We start from the raw sequence: 4,359 nt of genomic DNA, 5'->3' as shown, positions 1-4,359 counted from the left end.
ACGTAACCCCGCACCCTCCCCGACAATAGCAGAAACCGCTGGCCCCGCATACGCAGAAGCGCCGGTTGGCTTTTCGGCTCAGCCGAAAAACAGGAAGCCGGCGATCAGGAAAGCGGGGATCAGCACCAGACCCGACCACGCCATGTAGCCGAAGAACCCCGGCATCTTCACGCCGCGATGCCTGGCGATCGCAAAGACCATGAAGTTCGGCGCATTGCCGATATAGGTGTTGGCGCCCATGAACACCGCGCCGGCCGAGATCGCGGCGAGGGTGGATGCGAATTCGCCCATCAGGCGCTGCGGGTCGCCGCCGGCAAGCTCGAAGAAAACCAGATAGGTCGGCGCATTGTCGAGGAAGGACGACAGCGCCCCGGTCAGCCAGAAATAGGCCAAGTTGTTCGGCTGGCCGGAAGGCGATGTCACCAGCGCGACCAGCGGCGCCAGCGCGCCGCCGGGGCCGGCCCTCAGGATGGCGATCACCGGCACGATTGCGATGAAGATGCCGGCAAACAATTTCGCCACCTCGGCGATCGGTCCCCAGGTGAAGCCGTTCGCCTCGCGATGGCTCTTGCGCGAGACGGCGAGCGAGGCGAACGCCAGCGCCAGGATGATGGCGTCGCGCACGAGGTTCTGCAGTTCGAGGCCGACGCCGAGGATGGAAAGACCGGCGCCCGGCTTCCAGGTCGCCGACATCAGGATCGCGCCGATCACCCCGGCCAGCAGCGGAATGTTGGGCAGGCCGCGCAGGCGGACCTCCTTGTCCGGCGTCGGGTCCATGATCTTCGGCATGCCGCCCTCGCGCCGGTGCAGCATGGTGTCGATGCCCAGAAAGACCAGGAGCACTAGTCCGCCGGTGAATAGCGTCTCGCGCCAGAGATTGGCGGTCGTCCAGAAGAAATCGACACCGCGCAGGAAGCCGACGAACAGCGGCGGGTCGCCGAGCGGCGTCAGCGAGCCGCCGATGTTGGAGACCAGGAAGATGAAGAAGATCACGACATGCGCGTTGAACGGCCGGTTGTCATTGGCGCGCAGGATCGGCCGGATCAGGATCATCGAGGCGCCGGTCGTTCCGATCACCGAGGCAAGCAGCGCGCCGGCAAGCAGAAGCCCGGCATTGACCAGCGGCGTGCCGTGGATGTTGCCGGCAAGCAGGATGCCGCCGGAAATCGTGTAGAGCGCGAACAACAGGATGATGAAGGACATGTATTCGGTGAGCAGCGTGTGCAGCACCGCTTGTATGGCCGAAGGGATGCCGAAGGCGATCGCCAGCGGCACCACCACGAGCATTGCCCAGCCCGCGGTGATCTTGCCGTAGTGATGCTCCCAGACGTGGTGAAAGAGCAGCGGTCCGGTGGCGATCGACAACAGCAGGCCGGCAAATGGCAGCACCCACCAGAGCGACATCGCCGCGCCGGGCAGTTCGTGGTCCGCCGCTGCGAAGGCGAATTGCGGAAACAGAAGGACAGCCAGGGCTGGTAGGCCTGCTGCCAGTGTCCACGCCAATTGTATGAAGCCCCCCCGACGCCTCACCGTCTGGTCAGTCCGACAAATGGTCTTCGAGCACCACGCCGGCCTCGCGCATCCGCTTCAGCATCGCCTCGACCGAGCCGTTGAGGTCGATGCCGCGGCAGGCGTCTAGCCGCACCGTTGTCTTGAAGCCCTGCTTGACGGCGTCCAGCGCCGAAAAGGCGACGCAGAAGTCGGTCGCCAGCCCGACCAGCGTCACGGTGTCGATGCCGCGTTCGCGCAGATAGCCGGCCAGGCCGGTCTGGGTCGTGTGGTCGTTCTCGAAGAAGGCCGAATAGCTGTCGATCGCCGGGCGGAAACCCTTGCGGATCACCAGCTCAGCTTTGGTCCAGGCAAGACCCGAATGGAAATCAGAGCCGAGACTGCCCTGTATGCAGTGATCCGGCCAGAGCGTCTGCGGCCCATAAGCCATGTCGATCGTCTCGAAAGCCTGTTTGCCGGGATGGCTGGAGGCAAAGCTCGAATGGCCGGCAGGGTGCCAGTCCTGCGTCAGTACGACGTGCTCGGTTCGCCGGATCAGGTCGTTGACCAGTGGCACGATCTCGTCGCCGCCGGCCACCGCCAGCGCGCCACCGGGGCAGAAGTCGTTTTGCAGGTCGATGACAACAAGCGCTTCGTCGGCCATAGGCCTCCTCCTCAGCGTGGGCTCAAGTAAAATGCCGCTGTCGCGACCGGACGCAGAAACTTGACCAGATGGCCGGCGACGTCAACCTCCAGCGGCGTAACAATCGCGTGGAACCACTCGCCGATGCGGAGGCCGGAAACTCCGGCTTTGACAATTCCTGCCGACTTGATATCATTTGCATACGAATGAATTTTTGCCAGCGGGACGCCGGCAGGTCCCTCGCAAAGGCCCCTTTTCTGGAAGGCAAAGCGTGATCCGTTACGCGAAACCCACCACGGTCGACGAGGCGCTCGCCTTGCTTGGCGAGGATCGCTGGCGCATCCTGGCGGGCGGCACCGATTTCTATCCGGCGCAAGGCAACAAGCCGTTTCGCGAAAACATTCTCGACATCAACGGCCTGACGGCCCTGCGCGGTATCGTGGAGAGCGAAACGCACTGGCTGATCGGCGCGCGCACAACCTGGACCGATCTGGTCCGCCATCAATTGCCGGGCGCCTTCGACGCGTTGAAGGCGGCGGCGCGCGACGTCGGTTCCGTGCAGATCCAGAATGTCGCCTCGATCGCCGGCAATCTCTGCAACGCCTCGCCCGCCGCCGACGGCGTGCCGGCGCTTCTGGTGCTCGACGCCGAGGTCGAACTGCGCTCGGCGAAGGCGTTGCGCCGTCTGCCGCTCGGCGAGTTCGTTCTCGGCAATCGCCGCACCGCCCTGGCATCGGGCGAGATGGTCACCGCCATTCGCGTCCCGAAACCGGCGGCTGGCGGCACATCTGCCTTCGTGAAGCTCGGCGCCCGACGCTATCTGGTCATCTCCATCGCCATGGCGGCGGCGCGCCTTGTCGTCGACGATGGCGCCGTCGCTGAAGCGGCCATCGCCGTCGGCGCCTGCTCGGCGGTCGCCAGGCGGCTCACGGGCGTCGAGGCGGCGTTGCTCGGCCTGCCGGCCAACGAAGCCCTCTGTCGGGTCGTGCTCGCCGCGCCGATCGATGAACTGTCGCCGATCGCCGACGTGCGCGGCAGCGCCCAATACCGACAGGATGCGGCGCGCGAGCTCGTCGCCCGCGCCGTGCTTGCCGCTATCGGCCACACTGCTGGCGACCAGGTGGCTGCATGAGCCAGGTTCAGCCTCAGATGAGCGAAGTCCAGTCCGGCATGAGCATGGAACACAGCGATATCGCCTTCGAGGTCAATGGCGCTGCGGTCAGCGTCTCCGTACCTCCGGTACGTCGCCTTTCCCAAGTGCTGCGCGACGAATTGCGGCTGACCGGCACCAAGGTCGGCTGCGACGCCGGCGACTGCGGCGCCTGCACCGTGCTGGTCGACGGTGACCCGGTCTGCGCCTGCCTGGTGCCGGCCGCCTCCGTGTCGGGCGCGACCGTCACCACTGTCGAAGGCCTTGCCAATGGCAGGCTGTCGGCGTTGCAGGCTTCCTTCCTCGATCACGGCGCGGCGCAATGCGGCATCTGCACGCCGGGCCTGCTGGTGGCGGCGACAGCGCTTCTCGAGCGCAATCCCCAGCCGAGCGAGGCCGAGACGCAAGACGCACTGGGCGGTGTGCTGTGCCGCTGCACCGGTTACCGGAAGATCATCGCCGCCGTCATGGACGCATCGCGGCGCGTCGACAGCCTTGATCCTCGCATGCCAGAGGTTGGCCGCGCCGTCGGCGCCTCGCCGATCCGCCTCGACGGAGTGCCGAAGGTTACCGGCGACGAGAAGTTTGGCGGCGACTCTTTCCCGGCCGACGCGCTTGCCGTGCTGGTGGTCCGCTCGCCCCACTACCATGCCCGCTGCGCATTCGGCGATCTCGAAGCCTGGGCGGGCGCCCATGCGGGCATCGCCGGCGTTTTCACCGCCGCCGACATTCCGGGCCACAACTGCTTCGGTGTCATCGGTCCCTTTGCCGACCAGCCGGCGCTCGCGGAAGGCGAAGCGCGCTTTCGCGGCGAGGCGGTTGCGCTGGTGGCGGGCGAGCGCGAAGCGATCCTCGATCTCGATCTGACGGATTTTCCGGTTTCATGGACCGAGCTGCCGCATGTCCTGCAGCCCTCGGACGCGAAGGCCGATAGCGCGGCGCTGCTGCACCGGCACCGTCCGGCGAACCTGCTCACCTCAGGCTTCGTCGAACGCGGCGATCCTGACGCAGCGCTTGCCGGCGCCGCCGTCACCGTGTCCGGCGCCATCGAAACCTCCTATGTCGAGCATGCCTATAT

At 66.1% G+C, this 4,359-nt stretch carries 4 protein-coding genes; 2 read left to right on the top strand and 2 right to left on the bottom strand.

Annotated elements, in window-relative coordinates:
• Window positions 1–78: 78 nt before the first annotated feature.
• Entirely contained in the window at window positions 79–1,491 is a 1,413-nt protein-coding gene (locus EN781_RS27195; RefSeq protein WP_126059270.1) for a sodium:proton antiporter, read from the bottom strand.
• 46 nt (window positions 1,492–1,537) lie between these two features.
• Window positions 1,538–2,152, bottom strand: coding sequence for a bifunctional nicotinamidase/pyrazinamidase (gene pncA / locus EN781_RS27190; protein WP_126057012.1), 615 nt, complete (start codon window positions 2,150–2,152; stop codon window positions 1,538–1,540).
• A 250-nt stretch (window positions 2,153–2,402) separates the two neighbouring features.
• On the opposite strand from pncA, the gene EN781_RS27185 reads away from it, so the two are divergent.
• Together EN781_RS27185 and EN781_RS27180 are read left to right on the top strand one after the other, a co-directional pair.
• Window positions 2,403–3,263 carry a xanthine dehydrogenase family protein subunit M gene (locus EN781_RS27185; protein WP_126057011.1) on the top strand — a complete coding sequence of 287 codons (861 nt, stop codon included), beginning with the start codon at window positions 2,403–2,405 and terminating at the stop codon, window positions 3,261–3,263.
• The coding region (locus EN781_RS27180; RefSeq protein WP_127400507.1) for a 2Fe-2S iron-sulfur cluster-binding protein at window positions 3,260–4,359 on the top strand (1,100 nt) is incomplete at its 3' end. The genes EN781_RS27185 and EN781_RS27180, both read left to right, overlap by 4 nt.

The organism is Mesorhizobium sp. M4A.F.Ca.ET.090.04.2.1, assembly GCF_003999085.1.
Classification (GTDB): Bacteria; Pseudomonadota; Alphaproteobacteria; order Rhizobiales; family Rhizobiaceae; genus Mesorhizobium.
This window is presented reverse-complemented; position numbering and strand designations above follow the sequence as displayed.

Excerpts from the sequence above, each read along its gene's own strand:
- pncA (WP_126057012.1), bottom strand. The coding sequence starts at position 2,152 with ATGGCCGACGAAGCGCTTGTTGTCATCGACCTGCAAAACGACTTCTGC.